Raw genomic sequence first — 23363 nt, 5'->3', positions numbered from 1 at the left:
CAGCCGGCAGCGAGACCGAGCATCAGGGCAAAGAACAGCCCGATACCGGCGAGATAGACGAGATCCATAAGTACACCCCATGTTGGTATTGCGACAGGGTCATACTAGGAAAAGCGCTATCAAAGTTTTCGAAAAAGCTGGGGGTGGGGGTGTAAAAAAACGGTAAAAAGCGGATGGATCAAGTGTATAGACGGCGCTTAACGAGGAGTCTGCAAAGCCCGGGCGATGAAGTTTCGGGCGACGCGGGACTTCGGTACTTTTTCGTCGAACCAGCTACGCACATCCTGGTCGAGGCAAATGCCGTGCATGTAGTTGTAGAGCGCCTTGTTGAGCGCCTTGCCGAGGCGGTCGTGATCGACGCCGGTGGGGTCGATGAAATGCACGTCGTTTTTGCCGAACTTGCCGGGCGGTAGCGGTTGCAGCTTGATGCCGTATTCGGCCGGGTTCTGTCCGACGGGGGAATGCACGGTGCACGTAAAGCGGTGGAAAAAGCCGGACTGGATGCAACCTTCGGCGAATAGCTGGCGGACGTATTCGAGGGCATCGACCGTGTCCTGCACGGTTTGCGTCGGGAAGCCGTACATCAAATAAGCATGGACAAGCACGCCGGCATCCGTGAAGGCGCGCGTGACGCGGGCGACCTGATCGACCGAGACGCCTTTTTTCATCAATTCGAGCAGGCGGTCGGAGGCGACTTCCAGCCCGCCGGAAATGGCGATGCAGCCGCTGTCGGCGAGTTGCAGGCAGAGTTCGGGCGTGAAGGATTTTTCGAAGCGGATGTTGCCCCACCATGAGATGGCCAGGTTGCGTCGCTGGAGTTCTTCTGCCAGGGCGCGCAGGGCTTTCGGCGGGGCGGCTTCGTCGACGAGATGAAAGCCGGTGTGGCCGGTTTCGGCGATGATCTGTTCGATGCGGTCGACCAGAACCTTGGCGCTGGCGGCGTCGTAGCGGCCGATGTAGTCGAGGCTGACGTCGCAGAAGCTGCATTTTTTCCAGTAGCAGCCGTGGGCGACGGTCAGCTTGTTCCAGTGGCCGTCGGACCACAGCCGGTGCATGGGATTGAGCATGTCGAGCAGCGACAGGTAGCGGTCGAGCGGCAGGCCGTCCCAGGTCGGCGTGCCGACTTCCTCGAAGGGAATGTCCGGCTCGCTGGCATTGAAGTAGCGCACGGAGCCATCGACGCGGGTAAAGGTGCGGACGAGGTTGAGACGCGGGCGCTGACCGGCGAGGTGTTCGAATAGCGCGAGCAACGGTTTTTCGCCATCGTCGAGCGTGACGTAGTCGAAGTAATCGAAAACGCGCGGCTCGGCCAGTTCGCGCAACTCGGTATTGACGTAGCCGCCGCCGAGTACGGTGATGATGTTTGGCCGGTAAGCCTTGATCGTCTGGGCGATGCGGAAGGCGGCATAGACCGAGCCGGGGAAGGGCACGGAAATGAGCACGATGTCCGGATTGCTACGGTCAACCGGAAATTTTGCCAAATTTTGAAGTGTCGTATCGACCAGGGTCGGCGGTGCGGCCAGCGCCGTGGCCAGCGGATTGAAGCTGGCCTGGCTCTGGGCCAGCGATTCGGCGTAGCGGACGAATTCGAAGCGGGTGTCGACCGCCTCGCGCAGCACGTCGGCAAGGTCGTTGAGGTAGAGCGTGGCCAGATGCCGTGCCCGGTCCTGCACGCCGAGCGAGCCGAAAGCCCAGGCCAGCGGGTCGCCGCCGTCTTCATCGAGATAGTTGTCGAGCGAAGCGAAGCGCGGCCCCTCAGGCAGGAAGGCGCGGGTGCAGATGCGGTGGGCAATCGAGCCGTCACGACCCTGCAGCAGTGCGACGGCGGGGCCGATGCTGGCTTGGTAGCGCTCGAACTCGTTGAGGAAAATCTTGATCGTATTCGAACGCTTCTTGCCGGGGATCGCTTCCGCCGCCGCCTTGATCTTCGGCAGGCCGGCCGGCGAGAGCAGTTCCAGCACGAGCGCCAGGGCCAGGTCGGTCTGCTCGGCATGAAAGCCGCGCGAACGCAGGAAACCGGTCAGGTAGGCGGTCGCCGGGTAGGGCGTGTTGAGCTGGGTCATCGGCGGGATGATGCTCAGGATGCGGGGGGGGGCAGCAGTCATGGTGGGGCGAATGATAGGGGAAGCGGCGCGCTTGTAAAGGGACTGAAACCTTGGCGTGTTTCAATGCCCGCCCTTTCATGCCTAACACTGTTTCCAGATGCTGCCATTCAAAGTCGCTCGCCAGGCCATTCGCGTGGTTTTCCTGATCCTTGCTTGTTCGCTCCTGACATTGTCACACGGTGCATTGGCTGCCGGAAAGGAGGGTGGGACCGGGCTGGTTGCCGGTGATATCGTCAGCGCCGGTCGCCTGCGCATGCAGTCGCAACGCCTGGCCAAACTCTACCAGCAGGCCGGCATGGGCTTGAATGCGGCGCAGGCGATGCAGCAGATCAAGGTTTCGGCGAGCGAGATCGATAGCGAATTCGGTCGCCTTGATGCTTCTGTGAAGAAGCCAAATGTGCGGCGGGTGCTGACGCGTTGCGATGCGCTCTGGCAGGAAATGCGTACAGCCTTGAAACTGGCGCCCGGCCCGGTCAGTACCGAGCGGATCAATCAACTGGCCGACGAACTGATGATCCATACCGGCAAGCTGAGCATGCTCATCGAAGCTGAAGGCGAAACGCCGGTCGGTCGCCTGATTGACCTCTCCTCGCGCCTCAACATGCTGTCGCAGCGTCTGGCCAGGCTCTACCTGCTGGCTCAGGGTGGCAATCTCTCGCAAGGGGTGGCGGTAGACATCGAGCAGGCGCGCAAGGAGTTTTCGACCGGCCTCAGCGAACTCGATACGGCCCGCGAAAACTCGGCAGCCAGCCGCGACGCGATCGGCCTGGCCAAAAATCAATGGATATTTTTCGAGAGCGCCATCAACCGGCTACGCGTTGCTGATCGCGGCGACGGCAAGGCCGTGCAGAACGTCGCGACGAGCAGCGAACGGATCGCCCAGGTGCTCGACCTTGCCAGTTCGCAATACGCCCGGGATTACAGCGAAGCTACGCGCCTGCTTCGTTGAAACTGATCAGATCGACCTCGGCCGCTTCCGTGCGCAGCGGGATCAGCGCCTGGTAGGCCGCCGAGTTGAACCAGCCGTCGGCCGCTTCGGCATTCGGAAAGCGGATGACGACCGTATCGCTGTGGCGATGCTCGCCGCCGAATACGGCCAGCTTCTCGCCGCGAAAAACCAGTTCGGCCTGCCACGGGGCCAATGTCGCCGGCACCTGACTGCGGTAGCTGGCCCATTTTTCGGCATCCTTGACGGTGATGTGACCGATCACGACGTTCATGACTATTCCCACGTGCTGGTTGAATTGGCCAGGCTGCGCAGCAAATCATCGTCCTTGATGCGCACGGCGATGCCGCTGCCGTGTGGCGCGACCACCGCCGGGAAGGCCAGCGCCTGCCAGACCCGCGCTTCGACGATGGCGTTGGCGCCCATGCCTTTTGCCTGTTCGGCCAGAAGTTTTGTGGCCTTGCCAGTGCCGCCGGGCCAGCGCGACTCAACGTGGAGTGCGCCAAGCGGCTCGAACTCACCCTGGGCCGGCAGAGCGCTCGTGGTAACGAGCACCTTGGCATCGAGAGGGTTTGCGCTTGAGCCTTTCGGAAACGGGGTGACCCAGGGATTGCCGTAGGTCGCCCTGGCCGGGTCGAGCAGGATCGACTGCGCCATGACAGGCCAGCCTGAGACCAACAGCGTGATCATCAGGCAAAGGCGAGTCAGGACGGTCCTGGTCATATGCGCGGTGCTCAGATCAGCCCGAGGCTTTCCTCAACGCCCAAGTGCACGTTCATCGCCTGTACAGCGGCACCCGAGGCGCCCTTGCCGAGGTTGTCAAGGCGGGCGATGAGCAGCATGCGCTCATCGTTGCCGAAGACAGCGATATCGACGCGGTTGGTGTCGTTGTTGGCTTCGACGTTGTAGAAACCGCCGTCGGTGGTCGCTTCAAGATCGACCGGCAGGACGCGGATGAACGGCTCGCCAGCGTAGTAGTCGGCGATGATCTTCTGCACATCAGCCGGCGTTGCCTGGCGCGTGAATTGCTGCGGGTGGATATAGGCGGTGACGGCCAGACCCTTGTAGAACGGCCCGACGATAGGCTGGAAGATCGGTGCCACGGTCAACCCGGTATATGCCTGCATTTCCGGCAGATGCTTGTGGGCCAGGGTAAGGCCGTAGGGGCGGGGAGCATCGATACGTTCCGGGCTCTGGTACTGGGCGATCATCGACTTGCCACCACCGGAATAACCGGTGATGGAATTGGCCGCGATCTGCGTGGCGGCCGGCAGCAGGCCGGCGGCGACGAGCGGGCGCAGGGCCAGGATGAAGGCGCTGGCGTGGCAGCCGGGGTTGGCGATGCGCTTGCTGGCGCGGATTTTCGCCCGTTGCTCCGGCGCCAGTTCAGGCAGTCCGAAGGTCCATGCAGGATTGACGCGATGCGCCGTCGAGGCGTCGATGATGCAGGTATTCGGGTTGTCGACCAGCGTCACCGATTCCTTGGCCGCCTCGTCAGGCAGACAAAGGAAAGTAACGTCGGATTCGTTGATCAGCCGCTTGCGTTCGGCCAGATCCTTGCGCTTGTCAGCGTCGATCTTGAGCAGCACGACATCGCTGCGCTTGGCGAGGTACTCGTTGATCTGCAGGCCGGTCGTGCCTTCCTGGCCGTCGACAAAAACTTTATAGGTCATGGTGAATCCGCTGAGTGGGAGCAAAGATGGAATTCTGGCAGAAATTCGTTACGCTTAGGCGAATGCGAGTGGTCAGCGCCCGAGTTTTTGCTTGATGGCGGCGAGGGCCATTTGTGCTGCCCGCTCGCCTTCGATCATGGCGTCGTTACGGGCCGCGAAATCCCAGGATTTTACGTAGGGCAGCTTTGGCCGGATGACGATATCGGCGCCACGCAGCTCGTTGGTGCCGATGGCGCTGCCCATGATGGTCGTCGTCTGCCAGATGATGGCAGTCATGCTGTCCACCGGCTGGCCTTCGGCCCTGGCCGAGATATCGACGGCGATGACGAAGTCGGCGCCCATGTCGCGTGCGGCCTGGACGGGAATCGGGCTGGTCAGGCCGCCATCGACATAGCTCTTGCCGCGAAACTGGGTGGGCTGGAATACACCGGGCACGGCCGCCGAAGCGCGTACGGCCATGCCGGTGTCGCCGGTCCGGAAGACGACGCGTTCGCCGCTATTGAGGTCGGTGGCGACTGTGGCAAACGGCTTGCCCAATTTCTCGAGCGGACGATTGTGCAGGTGCTGGTTGATGAAGTCCTGCAAGGCTTCGCCCTTGAGCAGGCCGCGCCCGCCCAGCGTCCAGTCGGCGAAGATCTTTTCGTCGAGCTGCTGGGCGATCTTCTGCATGGTGAAGGCGTCGTAGCCGGCCGCGTAGAGCGAACCGACCACGGCGCCGGCACTGGTGCCGACCACGTAGTCGGGAACGATGCCGTGCGATTCGAGCATCTTGATCACGCCGATGTGGGCAAAACCGCGCGCCGCGCCGCCACCGAGGGCGAGGCCGATTTTCGGGCGGGGAGGTGCCGCGGGCTTGGTAGGCTGGAAGACAGAGCAGCCGCCGAGCAGGAGCAGGCTGGCGCTCAGCAGGCGGCGACGGTTAGTGCAATGAAGGGGCGTGATCTGATTGGCCATGTTCAATCCAACACGAAGACCATGCCGAAGGCGCCGGCCGAGGTGAGCTTGTCATTGACCGTAGTGTAGGAGCCGACGCCGAGCGAGTGATATTGCGAGACAAAGGAGGTCAGGTGGCCGATGCCGAGCACGCGCTCGATCTGGCTGCGTTCGGCGATGACCTGCTTGATCCTGTCCCGGTGTTTCTCCGGCGACGGATTGAGCGCGAAGGCGAGGGCAATGACGCCGGCGGTGACGATAAGGGGGGCGGTGACTGATTTGGCCATGGGGTGATTGCGGAAATATTCTGCGGAAATTCTCAGGCCGGATTCTCCCGGGTTTACGACTGTCCGGGAGTGACTGCTTGTAACAGAGCGGTTCGCTCAGGCGTCAGCCTTGAGTTTACTGGCACATGCGACGAATCTCGTCTTCCTTGATCGCTTCTTCAATTTGCATCAGCACGGCATCGACATCGGCAAGGCTTTCGTCGATTTCAACATGACCCGTCAAAACCTGGTCCGGCTGGAGCGAACCGCTTTCGTACAGCGCCCAGATTTCCTTACCGTACTGGCTGTCGGCGAGTGAGGGGGCAAAGGTACTGAAATAGCTGCGCAGATTGTTGACGTCGCGTTCCAGCATTTCGGCCGCCGTGCTGTTGGCCGCGGCATCGATGGCTTGCGGCAGGTCGATGATGACCGGACCGTTTGCATCGACGAGGATGTTGTATTCCGACAGATCGCCGTGAATGATCCCGGCGCACAGCATGCGCACCACCTGATTGACCAGCATGGCGTGAAACTCCAGTGCCACCGCTTCGCTCAGGGCGACATCGTTCAGCCGCGGCGCCGCGCCGCCATCGGCATCAACCACCAGATCCATGAGCAACACGCCGTCAAAGCAGATGTAGGGCTGCGGCACGCGCACCCCGGCGGCGGCCAGCCGATACAGCGCATCGACCTCGGCGTTCTGCCAGACTTCCTCCTGCATCTGGCGCCCGTAGCGGCTACCTTTTTCCATGGCCCGCGCCTGCCGGCTGTTCTTGACCTTGCGCCCTTCCTGATAGGAGGTCGCCTTGCGGAAGCTGCGCTGTTTGGCATCCTTGTAAACCTTGGCGCAACGAATATGCTCGCCACAGCGGACGATATAGACGGTCGCTTCCTTGCCGCTCATCAACTGCCCGAGCACCTCGTCTACAAGGCCTTCTTCAACGAGGGTGGTGAGTCTTTTCGGGGTTTTCATTGGTTGGTGGAGGCTTTGCTTATTTGGACTGCGTGGGATGAAAGCGATTCAGGGTTGAAAGGGCATACTTAGCGTTCAGAATCAACATTGAACCATGGTCGCCAAATGCCAACCAAACGGTCTTCCTCAAAGAAACGTTCAGCGATTGCATTTTCTGGGAAGTCTGTATTGAACGAGAAACCGACTGATTGGAATATCACATCCAGCGGATTCTGCTCGTCGGGAAATATGTGTTCGACTCCAAAGCGCAACTGACATGACGTAGTGCATGGCTTTGCCTTGATATTTAATGGGTGCGCCTCATGCAGACGGCCTGGAGAGCCGCGCTTAATATGTAAAGAAAAGCGCTTCTTGATGTTCGTGGACTTGCCTATGTATAGGCATGGGTACTGGAGGTTAGCCGGCCACCAGTCTCTGTACTCGACGTCAACCGGTTGCTCTTTTGGGCCTTTGAGGACGATATTTCTGTTTCCTGCCATCAATTCGGCTTTTGGTGATAGCCACCAGAAAGCATACACGCCAGGCTCTTCCGGCAAGTCGATGGCTTGGCCGCGAAATATCTGTGCTACTGGGCGAATCGATGCGGCATTGTGCATTTGGGATGCCTTACATTAGCGGGTAAAGAAATAGGCGATATGCACCCCGTTGCCATTTTCCAAATGCTCGAGTCGACAATCAAACGTCAGCCTCAACCAGCCCGCCATCCTTTTCCATCCACGCCCGGCGGCCGGCGGCTTCGCCCTTGCCCATGAGCAGCGTGAAGGTGGCGGTCATTTGCTTGATGGTTTCGCGGCTGGCCTGGAAGGGGACGAGGCGGCGGGTGTCCGGGCACAGCGTGGTTTCCCAAAGCTGGTCGGGATTCATTTCGCCGAGACCCTTGAAGCGGGAGACGGTGATCTTGTTTTCGGAGACGCCTTCGTCGCGCAGCTTGGTCAGCGTCTGTTCCTTTTCCGCTTCGTCGAGGCAATAGACCTTGCGCGTATGGCCGCGGGCTTCGACGTCGACGCGGAAGAGCGGCGGCTGGGCGACGTGGATGTGGCCGCGCTCGACCAGGGCCGGGAAGTGTTTGAGGAACAGTGTGAACAGCAGGACCTGGATGTGCGAGCCATCGACGTCGGCGTCGGACATGACGATGATGCGGCCGTAACGCAGGCCGGAGACATCGACCGTGTCGATCTGCTCGATGCCGTGCGGGTCGACGCCGACCGCCACAGAAATGTCGTGCACTTCGTTGTTCTTGAATAACTGGTCGCGGTCGACTTCCCAGGTGTTGAGCACCTTGCCGCGCAGTGGCAGCACGGCCTGGGTTTCCTTGTCGCGGCCTTGCTTGGCCGAGCCGCCTGCGGAGTCCCCCTCGACGAGGAAGACTTCGTTGCGGGCGATGTCGTCGGATTCGCAGTCGGTCAGCTTGCCGGGCAGCGTGGCAATGCCCGACGATTTCTTTTTCTCGACCTTCTGCGTCGATTTCATGCGGTTCTGCGCCGCCTTGACGGCCAGTTCGGCGATCTTTTTGCCGAAATCGGCGTGGCTGTTGAGCCACAGTTCGAACGGGTCGCGCACCATCTGGGTGACCAGCTTGTAGGCGTCGCGGCTGGTCAGCTTTTCCTTGGTCTGGCCCTGGAACTGCGGGTCAAGGACCTTGGCCGAGAGCAGGTAGGTCATGCGGCCGCAGACGTCTTCCTGCGCCAGTTTGACCTTGGCGGGCAGGATGGCATGGTGTTCGGCGAAAGTCTTGACCGCCTCGAACACTCCGGCCTTCAGTCCGGCTTCATGGGTGCCGCCATCGAGCGTCGGGATAAGGTTGACGTAGCTTTCTGGCTTGCCGCCGCCTTCCTCGAACCAGGCCATGGCAAAGGTGGCGCCTTCGCCGACGGCGAAACCGTTGGCACTTTCAACATGTTTTTCGCCGACGAAAATCGGTGCCACCGGCGTGCCCACCATCATTTCGTTGAGGTAGTCGGCCATGCCGTTCTCGTAGCACCAGACTTTCTTTTCCTGGCCTTCGATGTCCAGTTCGACCGTGACGTTGGGCATCAGCACGGCCTTCGAGCGCAGCAAATGCTCAAGTTGGGCCAGATTGATCTTGGGCGAATCGAAATACTTCGGGTCGGGCTGAATGCGCACTGTCGTACCGGTGTTGCGCTGGCCGCAGTCGCCGATCCGGCTCAGCGGTTCGGTGACGAAACCGGCGCCGAAGGCGATGTGATGCACGCCGCCGCCACGCTTGATCTCGACTTCGAGGCGGATCGACAGCGCATTGGTAACCGAAACGCCGACGCCGTGCAGGCCGCCCGAGAAGCGGTAGGCGTTACCAGCGTCCTTCTTGTTGAACTTGCCGCCGGCGTGCAGCTTGCAAAAAACCAGTTCGACGGCCGGCCGGCCTTCTTCCGGATGGATTTCGACCGGGATGCCGCGGCCGTTGTCGCTGACTTCGATAACGCCATCGGCGCGGATGGCGACCGAAATTTTCTTGGCGTAACCGGCCAGCGCTTCGTCGGCGGCGTTGTCGATGACTTCCTGAACGATGTGGGTCGGGCAGGTCGTCCTGGTGTACATCCCGGGACGTTCCTTGACGGGTTCAAGGTCTTTCAGGACACGGATGGAGGAGGCGGAGTATTCAGACATTCGCTTTGAATTTTGGGCAAAAAAGCCGGTCGACCGTAGGAGAGAGTGCGGGCAGGATTCTAGCCGTTTTCCGGGCAAGCGCACGGCTTATGCGCCATGGCATAATTGCTGTCCCTCCGGGTTTGCCGAGGAGTCATCATGGAAAAGAAAATGTCCGATGCAAGCTATCAGCCGCGCCGCGCCGATCGCCGCGTGTGCACGCATATTGCGCCGCCGCCGTATGAGACCCGCGATGGTCGGGTAATGACCGACCGCCGTTCGGCCATCGACCGACGGGCTTCGTGGATTCGCGAATTCTCGCTCGAGACGTCGCCGGATCGGAAATCCTGAGGTGGCCGGCGCCAGCCTGCTCGTCCTCATCGACGACATTGCCACCATCCTTGATGACGTGGCCGTATTGACCAAGGTGGCAGCCAAGAAAACGGCCGGCGTGCTGGGGGACGATCTGGCGCTCAATGCGCAACAGGTCGCCGGTGTCGCAGCCGAGCGCGAATTGCCGGTGGTCTGGGCCGTCTGCGTCGGCTCCCTGAAAAACAAGCTGATTCTCGTGCCGGCGGCGCTGGCGATCAGCGCCTTCATCCCGTGGGCCGTGACGCCCTTGCTCATGATCGGCGGAATTTACCTGTGCCTCGAGGGTGTCGAAAAGCTGGCCCACCCGTGGCTGCACAGCGAAGCGGAAGACGCCGCGCACCATGCCGAGGAATTGGCCGCGGTAGCCGATGAAACGGTCGATATGGCGGCTTTCGAGGCGGAAAAGATCAAGGGCGCCATCCGCACCGATTTCGTGCTGTCGGCCGAAATCATCGTCATCGCGCTGGGCACCGTCGCCACCCAGCCCTTCACCACGCAATTGACCGTGCTGGCCGGCATCGGGCTGATCATGACCATCGGTGTTTATGGCATCGTCGCCGGCATCGTCAAGATGGACGACGTCGGCGCCTGGCTGCTGCTCAAGGGGCGCGGCTTCATGAAAGTCATCGGCAAGGGGCTGCTGCTGGCGGCGCCGAAACTCATGAAGACGCTGACCATTGTCGGCACGGCCGCGATGTTCCTGGTCGGCGGCGGTATTTTGTCGCACGGTATTCCGGCGGTGCATCACGGCATCGAGCACGTGGCTGAAATGAGCGGGATGATGAGCAGTGTCGTTTCAATGTCGCTCGATGCGGTCGTTGGCGTCGTGGCCGGTGCCGTGGCCTTGCTCGGCATGCTGGCGTTTACGGCCGTGCGCGGCAAATTCAAGGGAGTTCAGGCATGAGCAAGGCGCTGCGTCTGTCGGAAAAGTGGTTCCGTTTTGGTTTATGGATCGTCGCCTTTGTTTTCGCCAGCTTCCTGATCGGGCTGGGCGGGACGATTGTCGAGAACCTGCCGAAGGTTGAGCACCACGTTACGCTCGATGATTTCATCGACCAGCAGGCAGCGGCGCCGCTGCGCGCCGAACTCAAGGCGATGCAGGAGAAACGCCAGATCGCCCAAGATGCCCACGATCAGGCGCAGCTCAAGCACAACGGCGCCCGCGCCAACTCGGCCGCGGCGCGTGACACCTTCAACAACTGGCTGGCGACGCGCCATGCCACCAAGCGCCTGGAGCAGGACGCCGAGCTGATTGAACGCACGCAGGGGCTTGATGAGCTGAAGATTCTTGAGCGCAAGGCGCTGTCCGATGTCGAGCGCCAGCAGCAGAGCCTGCTTGACGCCCGTCAGGCCGAGGACCGGGCGCAGCGCGACCTGCGCGAACTGGAGCGGGAGGCGTCGACCAAACTGGTTTCCGAGCAGCGCAGCCAGGAGTTGCGCGTCTTCCTTTATCGCCTGACGCTGACCCTGCCGCTGCTCGCCGTCGCCGGCTGGCTGTTCGCCAAAAAGCGCCAGAGCACGTGGTGGCCGTTTGTCTGGGGCTTCATCTATTTCGCGCTATTCGCCTTCTTCGTCGAGCTCGTGCCCTACCTGCCGAGTTACGGCGGCTATGTGCGCTACGCGGTAGGTATCATCATCACCGTGCTCGTCGGGCGTTACGCCATCATTGCGCTGAACAGATACCTCGAAAAACAGAAGCAGGCCGAGGCGATGCCCGATGTCGAGCGCCGCAAGGAACTGAGCTACGACACGGCGCTCGCCCGGCTGGCCAAGAAAGTCTGCCCGGGCTGCGAGCGGCCGGTCGATCTGGCCAATACCGCCATTGATTACTGCCCGCATTGCGGCATCTGCCTGTTCGACCATTGTGGTCGCTGCCAGGAACGCAAGAGTGCCTTCGCTCATTTCTGCCACGCCTGCGGAGCGGCGGCTCAGGGTGGCGCCGGCTGAATTGGTTTGGCCGGGTGACTTCCACGGTCAACCGGGAAAAAAGCCCAAAATTGAAATGTTGGCCGGCCGCTTACAAGCGGTAACAATTTGACGTCGGTTCTTCGCGTCCGCCCCGCGTTATTCACTTACTACCCCACAGCAGGAGAGAAGTGATGAAAAGAATTATTGCCGGCCTACTCGTCGCGATTACGCTCAGCGGTTGCTTCCCGATATTCGTCCCGGTTGGCCATCATGGCGGCCACCACGGTCACCATGGCCATTACGGCCACCGCAGGTAAGCGGCACTGTCTCAAATGGCCAGCCGTGACGGGCTGGCCATTTCGTAAAACCCTTAAATCGGCACCACATTCAAGCCACCGTTGCCGAAATTCTCGGGATTGGTGCCTGTGACAAACAGCCTGAAATCGTTGTGGGCGAAATTGCCGATGACCTTGGCTTGATTCGCCAGCAGGGCACCGACATCGCCTTGTGGTTCCAGCGTATTGCCATTGAAGGCGCAGTTGAAGCCCGGATAGAGATCTTCCTCGCTGTCGATGCGATTGTTGGTCACTTGCAGGTTGTGCCAGACCGGCAGGGTGCCCTGGGCCGTATCGATCACCTTGGACAGCGCCTTGCCGCTCATCCGTACAGCCTGGAGCGCGTTTCGTTCGAGAACCAGGCTGCCGCTGTCATCGAAGGTCACGGCCCCCGCTTTGAGGGCGGCACTCAGGCGTTTCAGTTGATTATCGGTGACATCGGGAAATTCGTCGGATTCGCCGAACAGCGTGATGCGGCCACGCACCCGGTTGTTGATCAGGCTGGCATCGTCGGTGTCGTCGAGCGCCAGCGCAAAGGCCGGGGTGCCGGCGCGCAAGGCGTTGGCAAGTTGATCGAGCGCCTTGTTCAGGGCCGCCGCCGTTGAATTCCGGCCGACTACGACGCTCAGGTTGTTGAGGCTGGTCTGTTCGCGGCTGCTCAGGTTGACCAGGTCGTTGCTGCGCAGGAAGGTGCTGATCTCGGCTACCATTTTCTTGCGGTCTGCCGCGCTGAGGGCGGCGATGGCTTCGGCCGCCTCGTTGAGGTTGCCATCAAGCGTGGCGGTGGCGCGGAAGGCGTTCCGGTGTGGCGCCAGGCTGGGAACGCGCTGGGCAATGAAGTCCAGTTTCTCGTTGTTGTCGGGGGCAATGGCGAAAATGGTGCAGTCTTCGATCAACAAACGCGAGCTGCCGGCGATTTGCAGCAGGCTGCTGCCGGTGGCCGATCGGCCAAGGAAATCGACATTGCTGAAATCGACGTCCTGGCATTTCAGGAAGCTGAAACTGCTCGGCTCGCCGGAGTTGGCCAGCGTGAAGTCCTTCAGGCTCAGCGACCCGAAAGTGTCGAATTTGAACACTTCCTGCTTGAGGATCAAACGGCTGGCCGGGCCGGCGCCGTGGATGCTGATGTGGTGACGAGGCGTTCCTGTCAGGCTCAGGCCGTCGGCCAGGCTGTGGTTGCCGGGCAGCAGGCAGATGCAGATGTCGCGGCGGCCTTCGTTGATCAGCGCGCGCAGGGCGACATCGAGATTCTCGTATTCGCCGGCCAGCCCGACCGTGACGCAGCAACCACCGCCTGAGGTCCGCTTGCACAGCGTGTCGATGGCGAGCTGCACGGTGTAGGCCTCGGCCGCCAGCAGGTCGGCACAATCGCTCGGGTCGTAGGCGACGCCGCTGGCCAACGCCAGTTGGGCACTGAAGTGCACCGGCAAGTAGCGACCGGCCACCACCTGGCCGGCGACCAGCAACTCGGCGGTGACGTGCTGGACGGGTTTGGTTGGATCGGAGTCGAGTGACCAGGCGATGCTGGCAACGCCATCGGCCAGCGTATCGACCTCCTGAATTTTTGTGCCGTTGGGCAGCAATCCATCGCTAGCCGTAAAGCGTACCCGCGCCCCGACGACCGGGAACTGGCCGTTGGCAACACCAACCTGCAACGGGCTGGGCAGCGCGACCTGGGCTGGGCTGTTGGCCGGGTTGGTCTTGATGCTCTGACCATCGCCGCCGACGTAATGGAGCTGGGTCAGTTCGGTCAGGCTGGGGAAAAGCGGGCGGCAGTCCGACTTCAGAATCCAGGCGCCAGCCTTGAATTCGAGCAGGGCCAGTTTGGCGAAGGCGCGCAAAACTCCGGCCGGCGAGAGAAAGGCCGGTTTATTGTTTTCCAGTGGCCATTCGATGGCGGCCGTGGCGGTACGGGCCGGGATCAGCCAGTAATCGCCGATCCGGTAACTGCCCGGGGCGAATTTCAGTTCGATGCCGTCCTGCGCCAGTTCCTCCCAGCCGGTAGCCGAGTTGATGGCCGAGGTGCTGATTTCGGCGACGCCATCCCAGCGCCGGACGCGCGGATTGCTTGGGAACATGGCCTGGTCCAGGGCATGGCCGATCAGCTTGGTCAGGTCGACGGTGACGACATTGCCTTCGGTGCGGATCACCGGCACGAGCGGGCCCGGTTGGCCGAGCAGTTCGTGCGTGTCGTCGTAGAACTCGACCCAGCAGCCGGCGGTGATGGCCAGCACGTCATCGCGGCCGATGCTGGCGACCTCGAATTCGTTGGCGATCGGGTCGTTGAGCCAGCGGACGACCCGGCTGGCCAGGCTGCCGTTGTCGCGCGACCACTTGTAGCTGGCCTTGCCGGTGACGCTCGCGTCGTCGTGAATCTCGACGCGGTAGAGATGATTTTCGAGCAGCCGGTAGCCGGCTTCCGGCGGCAACTGGCAGGGCGTTTTGGGCGGGATGCTGGCTTCGGCCCGGGCGGCCAGGCGACCGTCGGGTGCTGCGGTCAACGTGTTCCAGGCGGCAATATTCGATGACAGGCAGGTGAGCGGCGCCCCAAGGTCGCCGGCGCGCAGCAGCTTGACCTGCCAGACGGTCTTTTCACGAGTGCAGGTATCGGGCCCGCCGAGCGCCACTTCGCGCATGCTGGTGTCACCCACCGGCAGGTCGAGCGGGCTCAGGTGGCGCTGCCAGGCTTCAAGATAGGCCAGGTAGGTGCCATCGGCCGGCGCCACCGCATTGCCGGCGTTGAAGACGACGACGCCGGTGATGCTCGCCGCCGTGACGCCGACCGGCGGTAGCGGTAACAGCGATGCACCGGCCGGCAGCACCGGCGAGGCGGTGTCGGGGAGGTCGGGCTGGTTGGCAACCGTCGTGGCAGCCGGGTTTTCACAGAGCAGACCATCGACGTAGAGACGTCCGGCCGAGATGCTCAGATCGGTGCCGGCAGGCGTCAGGCCAAAGCCGGGGTTGTCGATGGGCACGGCGACCGGGCCGAGACTGTCGCGCGTCTCGATCTCGATGCGATGGTTGAGGATGTCCTGCTGCTCGTTGAAATCGGCGTCGAGCTGCACGCGGCCCTGCTGCATCCGCACGCTGCGGTAGCGTCTGGCCTTGTCGAAGGTGGCGCGGCTGAGGTCGGCTTTCATTGTGTCTCTCCCGGTTTTTGTCTAGGGATACTGAATGGGGCTAATTGACGAAAATCGCGGCCGCTTCGAGGCCGAAACGCAGGTATTCATCGAGCGCCAGCGCCAGATTGGCTTCGCGCTGCGGCTGCTGGAGCAGGTTCCAGACGCCCATCTCGGCGCCGTTGTCGGCGCCGGTGCGGATTTCCGGGGCAGTGGTTCGCGTCAGCTGGCCATAGGCCGGCGTGTCGAAGCGGGTGCTGGTGAAGGCGGGCGTCACCCGCGTTGCTTCGCGGGCGGCCTCGGCGGCGGGCAAGTCGGCCATGACCAGATCGGGCTGGCAGCGATGGCGGCGTGGGGTCACTGATTTCGGCGGCAGATAACTGTAACGGACGCAGCCCTCTTGCCGGCGGGCGATGGTGACCAGTCCATCGAACAGGCAGTTGCTGGCCTCCAGCCGGCCGGCAGCCGTCGTGCCGAGCAGGGTGCTGGCGATGACGCTCAGCGGGCTGTCGTCGACATCGAGCGCGAGGTTGCCGCCTTCGCCATCGATCAGGCTGTCACGCAAGACGACGGCGGCGAGTGGCCGCTTGCTGCGCAGCGGGCCGCTCAGGCAGCGGTACAGGCTCAGCGTGAGGTCGGTGCCGGTGCCCGTGTGGGCGACGCCGCCCTTGTTCGGAACCAGGCTGCAATGGCGTAGCGTGACGGCGTTCAACTGCCCTTGCAGATTCAGGGCGCCATCAAGCAACAGGCCACCGAGGCTGAGCCGCGTGCTGGCGTTGCCTTTGAGCGAAAAATCGCCTACGAGCACCGGGCGCCGGCCGGGCGCCGCCTGGATGGCGAGGTGGCTGTCGGGCAGGTTGAGCACGGGCGCGACGGTTTCCGTCGCGTCGGTGTTGAGGACGACCAGCGTGCGTTTTCCAGCGATGACGCGGTTGACCGTATCGGCCGGGTTGGCCGGGGCATTGAAGGCCGAGGCCAGTGTCGGCACCGCGGCGCTGGGGATCTGGATGACGACGTCGAAATCGGCCGCCGCGGGCAGGGCCGCCAGCGGATCGTTGTCGCCTGGGCCAGGGCGCCGGTCGTAGGGGCCGGCCCCGATGTCGCCGGGGAAAACGTAGGCGTAGCCGACTTCGACACTGCTCGCCGTGACGCCGTCAGGCAGCGCCAGGCGACCGCGCCGGGGGTCGATGCCGACTAGCACGCCGCCGGCGGCCGGGAAAGTCTTGGTCAGTGGGCCAACCTTGTGGACCTTGAAGGTGAGCGTGGCTGGCGGGCGCCGCCACTCTTCAGGCACGACCGTGGGAATCGGGCTGAGGTCGCAGATGACCAGGTGTTCGACCAGCACTTCGCTGTCGTCGATCCAGACGCGCAGCACCGGGCCGCCGCCGGCTTCGGCGAAATACTGGTCGTCCGGGTCTTCGCCGTCGGTCAGCGCTTGCCGGCGGGCTTCGAGTTCGGCGTGCAGGTCGCGCCAGTGCAGGGCTTCCGGAACGTTGATTGGTTCGGCCAGATGGCTGATGTCCGTCTCGGTGCGTGGCCGGTTGAACAGCGGCTGGTCGAGGCCGAGCGGGTCGAAGGTGTAAAAACCGGGCCGCGTCGTCGCCGGGCGGGCGGTGGCGCGCTGCACCGGGTAGGCCTGCAGGCGCCAGAGGAACAGGCCGACGTTTGGCAGGTTGTAGCGACCGGCCGGCAGGGCGCGAATGTCGGCGGTGTGGGCTTCCGTGCCGAACGGGCCGTCGATGCGGTCGAGTGGCCGGGGCTGGCGCAGGTCCGGGGTACGCAGGGAATGCGGGCGCAGGTGATTGAGGTATTGCGTCGTCGACACCCGCTCAAAGAACTCGACGGCACGGGCGCGCCAGCCGGTGGTGTCGAAGGCCAGCTCTTCAAGGACGAGCGCAGTGCCCTTGCGTCGGCGCAGGCGCAGGGTGTTGGCGACGAGCGCGCGCGGGCCGAAGGCAGCGGTGCCACCGACGGGATAGAGGGCGCGCACGCCGAGCAGGTCGCCGATGTAGGGGACGACCCAGTCTTCGCAGGTTTCGATGAAGGCGTTGTCGTAGAGCCGTTCGATGTCGGCTTCGACGAGCGCACCCTGGCGGGCGATGACGCCGAGCAGGGCGCGCAGCGGGTCGCCCGCTTCGGCGTCACGCTCGCGGTAGAAAGCGGGGAGCAGAGCAAGCAGGGTATCGGCGTCGAGCTTCATGACGTGCGCTCCGTGAGGGTGACGGCCGTTGGGTCGATCAGCAGCAGATCGGCCGGTTGCAGGCTGTTGCCCTGCCAGCGGGCGCTGCGAGCCGGGATGCTGCCATCGGGGCCGTTCGAGGTGAGGATGGTGAGGCCGGAGTCGACTTGAATCAGTTTGTCGAGATCGGCGCCGATAACGCCGGCGACACCTTGCAGCGCGGCCAGTACCTCGCTGCCGGTGACCGGTTGGCCGAAGGCGCGGGCGGCGAAACCGAAGGCGGTGGCAAGGGCTTGGCTGGCAGCGGCAAGAACTTTCTCGGCTTCGTAGTCAGCAGCGATCCACAGCCCGGCGGTCAGACCGAAACGCAGGTCGCGGCTGGGGCTGACACGCAGCGGCTGGTACGGCGGCCGGGCGCCGTCGATGGCGACGAGCAGGTTGCGATAGAGCGCGGCATTCGGGTCGAGCGGGGCACCGTCGGTGCCGGCGACGGTCAAATGGACCATGCGTTGTTCGCCGTCCCAGAGCCAGACGGCCTGGGCCTTGCCTATGCCGGTGAAGGCGGCGGCGAAATCTTCGAAATCGCGTAGCGAGACGATGCGGTCGAGCGTTCTGACCCGCAGCGGGGCGTTGCGCCGGGCTTCGTCGCCGGCTTCGGCATTGGTGCCGCCGCTGGCGGCGACCGGGTTGGTGACAGCTTTAAGGCCGGGTGGCCGGGTGAGCAGCATGCTGATCTGCTCGGCCTTGACGTTGCCGGCCGTGCCGAGGCCGACGCGGTAACGCGCTTCGACATTGCCGCTGCCGGTGGGCAGGCGGGTGCCATGCACACCGTCGCCGAACTGCACGGTGGCACTGCCGTTTTCGTCGAGCTTCACGGTGTAGGCACGCTCGGTCGGGCCGGGTGCGGTGAAGCGCGGCGCTTCCTGCCAGAGCAGGCCGTCGACGCGGATTTCGAGGGTGCTCGCCGTGCCGCTCGGCGTGGCGGCGGTGATGTAGGTCAGCGGCCCCTGGCGCAGGGCGAAACGTTGCAGGCTGCGGCTGCCGTCGCCGCTGCCCAGAGGCTCGGGTTGGATGCGCATCTGCTTGCTGTCGCCGGCGCTGGCCGGGGCAAGGTTGGCGTTGATGCGGACGGTGGATGGCAGGTAGGCGTGGGTCAGATCGCTGTCGAGCAGCAATTGCGTGCGGCCGCTAGTGCTGTCGTTATGCTGGATGCGGACGATTTCGGCAGCCGGGGCGAGTGCCACGGTCAACCGGAAAAAATCCTCAAATTCCAAATTGGCCGTCTTGCGGTCGCGGGCGATGCGGATGGCGGCCAGCGCGTCACCTTTCTTGAGCCGGCTCAGGGCCTTGGCATTGGCCGGAACGTCAGCCAGCACGAGGCCGGAGATGGCCAGCCAGCGGCCTTCCGGTAGATCCGGCTCGTAGCTGGCGAGGTCGATCAGGTGACCCTGCAGGAAACCGGAGAGCGGCCGGGTGGCCCAGTCGAGCGGCTCGGACTGGCCGAAAGCCGTGGTGCTGCGGACATGGTTGTTGAAGGTGTCGCGCAGGTTTTCGCCGCTCAGCGTCAGGCGGGTGGCGGTGGCCGAGACGGTGAAGTCGGCCCGGGCGTCGTCCTCGGTGCTGACGATGCGATAGACCTCTTCGTAATTCGGGATGGACATGACGGCCCATCCGTCGGCCAGCCATTTCGGGTAGCTGGCGTCGAGGTGAACGGTATGGATGTCCCGCGGGTAGAGGCGGGCGGCGGGAATGATGGCCTGCGTGACACCTGGTCCGGACCACGCCAGCTGACAGGTGGCGCCGCCAGCATTTTCGTAAAACTCGAGGCGAATGTCGTGTTTGTGGTTGGCGCGCAGGCTGACTGTGCAGGTATGTACGCCTGGGGTGTCGGTCCAGTCGTTGATGAGCAATTCGCCATCGATCCACAGGCGGACCCCGTCGTCGATGGTTGCATAGAAGGTATACAAGCCGCTGCTTGGCGCCTCGACCCAGCCCGACCAGCGGGCGCAAAAGTTGTCGGTGGGAACGCTCGGGTGAGGGCTGCCGCCGGTCCAGGTCGACGAGTCGACGGTCGCGTCGGTTCGACTCAGTATCAGTTCGCGGAATCCCTTGCCCCGGTAGTACTGACCAAGGAGCCCGGTGCCGCTGGCGCTGCCGGCTGGCGGATCGGAAATATCGGCCAGCGTGAAGCCCGGCCATTCCGGATGCTGGCTGATCGGCGGCCTCGCATCGTCGTCCATGCCGAGGTAGGTGGCGCGCAGGTTGGCCGGCATCGCCCGCCAGTCGGGGGCATTGTGGCCGAACAGGTGGGCGCGGGCGCGCAGGGCGTAGCAGCGCGGATTGGTGCGGGCCGGATGGACGCCATGCCAGGGTTTGCCCAGGCCCCGATCGAGCGTGACGACCGTGTAGCCGATGTCTTTCGGGTCGCTCGGGTCGGCGGGCAGCACTTCGCGCAGGCGGGTGACGCGGCGGAAATCCCAGTTTTCGTTGCCGGGGTCCTTGGCACGTTCGTCGCCGACGATGAGCAGGGCGTCGCCGGCCTGCAGGCGGGTTGCCGTGCCGGCCAGGTAGATCGTGCGCAGGCCCATGCGCGGCGGGACAGCCTCGGCGGCCAGCACCGGCAGGGAATTCCAGCGCACCTTGGCGTCGATCGCTTCGAGTGTCTCGAAGGTCTGTGCTGTTTCGTCCTGGCCGGGCACGCTCTGGGCGCGGGCGCCGATGTCGATGCGGGTTTCGAGCGGCGCGCCGGGTGCGGTTTCGAGTGTGAAGGCGAGCCAGGTCGATGCCGCCACGCCAGGGCGCAGTTCGTAGCCGATGGCGCGGGCCAGTTCGAGCACCGAGCGGCGTTCGGTGGCGGTACGCAGGTAGTTCTCGTTGCCGATGCGTTCCTGGTAGAAGCTCAGCACATCGAGTACGGCGGCCCAGCTGTCGAGCAGGGCGATGGCCGGGTCGTCGCTGGCGCGGGTGGTCAGGCTTTCGAGGGCGGGTTCGTCAGCGAGGTCGGCCAGCATGCTTTGCCGGAAGCGGCCGTGGGTGCCAACGCGCAGCGCCAACGCCGGCTGGCCGGGCGGCTGGATGTCGTCGACCGGGGTGAGCGGCGTGACGCCGGCACAGCAGCCGCAGTTGTCGGAAGTGCTCATGATCCGCCCTCCACAATGAAGCTGATCTGGCCGTTTTCAGGAAAATTGAGGTCGCCGTCGGCGCGCAGGACTTCGAGTTGCGACGCAGTGATGACGCCAGCCGCCAGTTCGCCCTTGGCGCTGCGTCCCCAGCGCTGGAAGCGGCGGATATCGACCGAGGCGACGCCGGCCACGGCCATGGCTCGGGCGACGACGGCAGACAAATAGAGCGGCGTGCCGAAGGTGAAGCCGTCGGGGTGGAAGAAGCCGGGCCGGCCATGGCGGTCGACACCGGCGGTGAAGGCTTCGAGCAGCGCGGCTTTGACGTCGGCGGCGAAGTAGCCGCTGGCGACGCAGATTTGCAGCTGGATATCGAGTGGGACATGCACCGGATCGGCGAATTCGAAGTCGTAGCCAGCCAGCCGGAAACGTTCGAGGAAGGCGCGCATGGTCGCTTTAAATGCAGCGTCGACCGGCTTGCCGGCGCGGCGGTCGAGCATCAGGAAAACGGTGTACCAGCTGCCCGTCCAGCGCAGGCGGGCAGCCGCGCGTTGCACGTCAGGGTGGCGTTCGGCGGCGCGGGCATAGTCGTCGGTGGTGACGGCGCGCTCCTGCGTACGGAAGGCTTCCGGGGCATTGAGGCGGATGGCGTCGAGCGTTTCCGGCTCGGCGCCGCCCTGGGCCGGCAGCGGATTGCGTAGGGACTGGATGCCGAGCATCAGGCTGGCATCATCACTGACCAGGGCGCTGATGGCTTCGGCGCCGACGTTGCCGCGCGGCCCGCCGCCCAGCCGGTATTTCGCCAGCAAGCGCTGTCCGGTGATCGGCGCGGCGCCGAACTGGTTGTCGCCGAAACGCAGCCAGGCGCTGCCGTCGTTTTCTGTTTCGACGACAAATTCGCGGGCGAAGCGCTCGCTGCCGAGCAGGTCGCGTTGCGGCGTCCACGGCGTTTCGTCGGGATCGGGCTGGTCGCCGAACAGGCTGGAATCATCGGCCAGCAGCATCATGTCGGCCGGGCGGGCTCGGCGGGGTTCCTGCGTCAGGACGCGGCTGGCCGAGAGCGGCTGCTGGTCGTTGGTCGCCACGTCGTGATCGTAGGGCTCGGCGAAGGCGAGGCCGGATTCCCTGAGGCGCGGCCGGTAAGGCAGGCGCAGGGACGCGGTGCCGCCATCGCCCACCTCGGGCGGTTCCATTGTTTGCCAGGGCCGCGTCAGGCCGTGGTCGGCCAGCACGACATTGCCGCGGGCGACGGCGATGGTCTGCTTGACGAGGGCGCCGCCGATTTCGAATTCATGGCTGACGCAAAGCGGGAAGGGCAGCGCATCTTCGTTGTGCCAGTTGATGAGCAACAGGTCGGTGTTGGTCAGGTCGTCGTGGCCGGGGCTGACGGCGGTCAGGCGCACAGGGTGGCGGTGGCTGGCATCGAGATCGGCCGGCTTGCCGGTGGTCGGGCTGAGTACTTCTTCGAGGATCAGCACGTCGCCGGCCGCAAGCGCCAGGGCAGGCGTGTTGACCAGCGCCGCCGCCGTCGTGCCGCGTGGCAGGCAGTAGGCCGGGTCGGCAAAGTCGTGGATGGCGATTTCGCTGTGCGCGGCGTGCAGGACCTGGTCGTGCAGGGTTTCGAAGACCTCGATGCCGGGTAGCGGCAACTGGTCGAGCAGGTCTGTGCGGCGGACCGGGTCGCCGGCGCCAGCCGCAGCGAGCAGCGCCGTGCCGGCCGGGATGGTTTTTGCCTCGGCAGCGGCGTCGACCGTAGCCGTCACGAAAACACGGGCGTTGCAGCCGTCGTGCAGCGGGTAGTCGAGCAGCCGGGCATGGCGGCGCAGGGAAGTGCGGCGGCGGGCGGTGCCGAGGTAGGCTTCGGTGGCCGCGGCATCCTGCGTGTAGGAAAGATGGTCGCCGACATAGGCCAGGGTTTCGACCAGCGCCACCGTGAAGTCGGCCGGGCTGCGCTCGGCAAAACCGGGCACCAGTTGCGACATGCGGTCGAGCATCAGGCGGCGGAAGCTGTCGTAATCCTTGGCCAGATAGTCGAGGCGCGGTTCGGGCGGCGTGGCTGGCGGGCAATCCTGAACGTCGGCGCAGTCGAATTCGGAGGGGCAGCCGGCCTTGAAATTGATGCGGATGGTGGACAGGCAGATGTCGAAGCCGGGCGCTGGCGCTTCGGCGTCAGCCGGGTCGATCAGGCTCAGCGTGTACCACGAGAAATCGCCAGCCTGCTCGACCTTGAGGCGAATTTCGCGGCCATTGATGACCGGCTCAGCGGCCAGCGTGATTCCGGTAATCCGCACGCCGCCGTCGATCCGCACATTGGCGCGGCCGATGCCGCTGACCGGATGAGCGCAGACGACGCGCAGGCTGCGCTGGTCGACCGAGGTGATCTCGACGAAATCGATGCCGTTCTTGCCAACTGGGTTCTGGTCGCGCAGCAATTGCAGGCGGCGCGGGTTGTCGCTGCGGAACTGGCGGTTCATGGCGCACCCCGGGTGAATCGGGTCAGCCTGCGCTCCTGGCCCCGGCGGACGATGTACTGGACATCGACGGCCAGCGTGCCTTCGTCGTGCTCGACATTGACGCCTTCGACCACGATGCGGTCGCCCAGCCATTGCTGCAGCGCGCTGTGCACCGTCATCTGGACGGCGGCGGCTAGCGTGTCGCTGTTCGGCGCGAAGACCAGTTGCAGCAGGCCGCAACCGAAATCGGGCCGATTGACGCGTTCACCGGGGACGGTGAACAACACCTGTTCGATCATGTCGCGCAGATGCGCGTCGTTGTCGGCCTCGCCGCTGCGGCCGCGCTGGTCGGGCTGGAAGGGAAAGTGGAGGTTCATT

19 protein-coding genes are annotated in these 23363 nt (G+C 63.9%); 5 read left to right on the top strand and 14 right to left on the bottom strand.

Annotated elements, in window-relative coordinates; genetic code table 11:
• Nucleotides 1-197: 197 nt before the first annotated feature.
• Nucleotides 198-2105: a B12-binding domain-containing radical SAM protein gene (locus KI610_RS12290; RefSeq protein WP_226495256.1), complete on the bottom strand. Its 1908-nt coding sequence runs from the start codon at nucleotides 2103-2105 to the stop codon at nucleotides 198-200.
• A gap of 97 nt (nucleotides 2106-2202) precedes the next feature.
• On the opposite strand from KI610_RS12290, the gene KI610_RS12285 reads away from it, so the two are divergent.
• Nucleotides 2203-3054 (top strand): type IV pili methyl-accepting chemotaxis transducer N-terminal domain-containing protein, encoded by an 852-nt coding sequence (locus tag KI610_RS12285; RefSeq protein ID WP_226495255.1) that lies wholly within the window; start codon nucleotides 2203-2205, stop codon nucleotides 3052-3054.
• Here the strand turns inward: KI610_RS12285 and KI610_RS12280 are convergent.
• The 8 genes from KI610_RS12280 to parE all read right to left on the bottom strand — a co-directional run bounded on the left by KI610_RS12280 (nucleotide 3035) and on the right by parE (nucleotide 9521).
• Nucleotides 3035-3325, bottom strand: a complete 291-nt coding sequence (locus tag KI610_RS12280) for a DUF1330 domain-containing protein (RefSeq protein WP_226495254.1) — start codon at nucleotides 3323-3325, stop codon at nucleotides 3035-3037. The genes KI610_RS12285 and KI610_RS12280 overlap by 20 nt on opposite strands.
• A 2-nt stretch (nucleotides 3326-3327) precedes the next feature.
• The gene (locus KI610_RS12275; RefSeq protein WP_226495253.1) at nucleotides 3328-3774 is read right to left on the bottom strand and encodes a hypothetical protein; all 447 of its coding nucleotides are present in this window, start codon (nucleotides 3772-3774) and stop codon (nucleotides 3328-3330) included.
• Nucleotides 3775-3785: 11 nt separating this feature from the next.
• On the bottom strand, nucleotides 3786-4724 hold the full coding sequence (gene argC, locus KI610_RS12270) for an N-acetyl-gamma-glutamyl-phosphate reductase (protein WP_226495252.1): 939 nt from the start codon (nucleotides 4722-4724) through the stop codon (nucleotides 3786-3788).
• Between the two features lie 72 nt (nucleotides 4725-4796).
• Nucleotides 4797-5678: a patatin-like phospholipase family protein gene (locus KI610_RS12265; protein WP_226495251.1), complete on the bottom strand. Its 882-nt coding sequence runs from the start codon at nucleotides 5676-5678 to the stop codon at nucleotides 4797-4799.
• Nucleotides 5679-5680: 2 nt separating this feature from the next.
• A complete protein-coding gene (locus KI610_RS12260; protein WP_226495250.1) occupies nucleotides 5681-5944 on the bottom strand; it encodes a hypothetical protein in 264 nt (87 codons plus the stop codon).
• Between the two features lie 115 nt (nucleotides 5945-6059).
• Nucleotides 6060-6896, bottom strand: a complete 837-nt coding sequence (locus tag KI610_RS12255; RefSeq protein WP_226495249.1) for a PA4780 family RIO1-like protein kinase — start codon at nucleotides 6894-6896, stop codon at nucleotides 6060-6062.
• A 68-nt stretch (nucleotides 6897-6964) separates the two neighbouring features.
• Nucleotides 6965-7492: a GIY-YIG nuclease family protein gene (locus KI610_RS12250; protein WP_226495248.1), complete on the bottom strand. Its 528-nt coding sequence runs from the start codon at nucleotides 7490-7492 to the stop codon at nucleotides 6965-6967.
• 79 nt (nucleotides 7493-7571) lie between these two features.
• Complete coding sequence (parE, locus tag KI610_RS12245; protein ID WP_226495247.1) at nucleotides 7572-9521, bottom strand: DNA topoisomerase IV subunit B; 1950 nt, start codon at nucleotides 9519-9521, stop codon at nucleotides 7572-7574.
• Between the two features lie 138 nt (nucleotides 9522-9659).
• On the opposite strand from parE, the gene KI610_RS12240 reads away from it, so the two are divergent.
• From KI610_RS12240 to KI610_RS20035, 4 genes are all read left to right on the top strand, one after another.
• Complete coding sequence (locus tag KI610_RS12240) at nucleotides 9660-9851, top strand: hypothetical protein (RefSeq protein ID WP_226495246.1); 192 nt, start codon at nucleotides 9660-9662, stop codon at nucleotides 9849-9851.
• A 1-nt stretch (nucleotide 9852) separates the two neighbouring features.
• Nucleotides 9853-10776: a DUF808 domain-containing protein gene (locus KI610_RS12235; RefSeq protein ID WP_226495245.1), complete on the top strand. Its 924-nt coding sequence runs from the start codon at nucleotides 9853-9855 to the stop codon at nucleotides 10774-10776.
• Nucleotides 10773-11819: a zinc ribbon domain-containing protein gene (locus tag KI610_RS12230; protein WP_226495244.1), complete on the top strand. Its 1047-nt coding sequence runs from the start codon at nucleotides 10773-10775 to the stop codon at nucleotides 11817-11819. The genes KI610_RS12235 and KI610_RS12230 overlap by 4 nt, the downstream gene beginning before the upstream one ends.
• 152 nt (nucleotides 11820-11971) lie before the next feature.
• Nucleotides 11972-12097: a lipoprotein gene (locus KI610_RS20035; RefSeq protein ID WP_264178891.1), complete on the top strand. Its 126-nt coding sequence runs from the start codon at nucleotides 11972-11974 to the stop codon at nucleotides 12095-12097.
• Nucleotides 12098-12150: 53 nt separating this feature from the next.
• Here KI610_RS20035 and KI610_RS12225 read toward each other — a convergent pair whose 3' ends face one another.
• From KI610_RS12225 to KI610_RS12205, 5 genes are read right to left on the bottom strand one after another with little or no spacing between them, the layout of a single operon-like run.
• Nucleotides 12151-15255 carry a DUF6519 domain-containing protein gene (locus tag KI610_RS12225; RefSeq protein ID WP_226495243.1) on the bottom strand — a complete coding sequence of 1035 codons (3105 nt, stop codon included), beginning with the start codon at nucleotides 15253-15255 and terminating at the stop codon, nucleotides 12151-12153.
• Nucleotides 15256-15295: 40 nt separating this feature from the next.
• A complete protein-coding gene (locus KI610_RS12220) occupies nucleotides 15296-17434 on the bottom strand; it encodes a hypothetical protein (RefSeq protein ID WP_226495242.1) in 2139 nt (712 codons plus the stop codon).
• On the bottom strand, nucleotides 17431-20553 hold the full coding sequence (locus tag KI610_RS12215; protein ID WP_226495241.1) for a putative baseplate assembly protein: 3123 nt from the start codon (nucleotides 20551-20553) through the stop codon (nucleotides 17431-17433). Before KI610_RS12215 ends, KI610_RS12220 begins: the two co-directional genes overlap by 4 nt.
• On the bottom strand, nucleotides 20550-23006 hold the full coding sequence (locus KI610_RS12210; protein ID WP_226495240.1) for a putative baseplate assembly protein: 2457 nt from the start codon (nucleotides 23004-23006) through the stop codon (nucleotides 20550-20552). Before KI610_RS12210 ends, KI610_RS12215 begins: the two co-directional genes overlap by 4 nt.
• Complete coding sequence (locus KI610_RS12205) at nucleotides 23003-23362, bottom strand: GPW/gp25 family protein (protein ID WP_226495239.1); 360 nt, start codon at nucleotides 23360-23362, stop codon at nucleotides 23003-23005. The genes KI610_RS12210 and KI610_RS12205 overlap by 4 nt, the downstream gene beginning before the upstream one ends.
• Between the last annotated feature and the right edge of the window lies 1 nt (nucleotide 23363).

This window comes from Ferribacterium limneticum (genome assembly GCF_020510565.1).
In the GTDB taxonomy this organism is placed as follows: domain Bacteria; phylum Pseudomonadota; class Gammaproteobacteria; order Burkholderiales; family Rhodocyclaceae; genus Azonexus; species Azonexus limneticus_B.
Note: the sequence above shows the minus strand (reverse complement) of the source record. Positions and strands in the feature narration are given on the sequence as shown.